A 707-nucleotide genomic window follows, 5' to 3' on the forward strand; every position below is an offset into this window, starting at 1 on the left:
TCCCCTTCTTATGGGCGGTCACCCCCGTGGCCGCGCACGCCGCCGTCAACTGCGTCGTGAGCGCCGGCGTGACCCAGACCGACACCGTCGTCACCGGCACCCCCGGCAACGACACGATCGACTGCGGCGGCACGAACCCGGCCAAGACGATCAACGGCAACGGTGGCAACGACACCATCACCGGCTCGGACTTCAACGACACGATCAACGGCGGCGACGGGAACGACACCATCACCGGCGGCACCGGCGACGACACGCTCAACGGCGGCCTGGGCATCGACACGATCTCCGGCAGCGCCGGCAACGACATGCTCGTCGGGGCGTCCAACGACGGCAGCCAGGACAGCCTGGACGGCGGCCTCGGCACCGACACCTGCCAGGGGCCCGCGCCGGACCCCGACATCCACGCGAGCTGCGAGAACACGAGCACCCCGCCGGGATCAGGACCGGGCTCGGGCACGGTTAACGCGACCGAGCTGTGCATCGCGACCGGCGGCGTGCTCACGCTCACCGTCAACCCGGTGGGCTACATCTGCGTGTTCAACCCCCTCAGCGGCAACAACCGCCGCGCCTCCGAGGCCCGCGCCATCTGCACCGGAGCCGGCGGAACCTTCGTGAACCTCCTTCCCCTGAGCTACACCTGCCTGCTGCCGACCACGCCGTAACCCCCGCACCACCGGTCGATCAAGTGGCTCGTCACCCGACCC

Annotated in this window: 1 pseudogene; it reads left to right on the plus strand. The window is 70.0% G+C overall.

Features of this window, described 5'->3' with window-relative positions:
* Positions 1-665, plus strand: a pseudogene (locus AB0G02_RS33755) (hypothetical protein); the annotation flags it as partial.
* Positions 666-707 lie beyond the last annotated feature (42 nt).

This window comes from Actinosynnema sp. NPDC023658, assembly GCF_040639995.1.
In the GTDB taxonomy this organism is placed as follows: domain Bacteria; phylum Actinomycetota; class Actinomycetes; order Mycobacteriales; family Pseudonocardiaceae; genus Actinosynnema.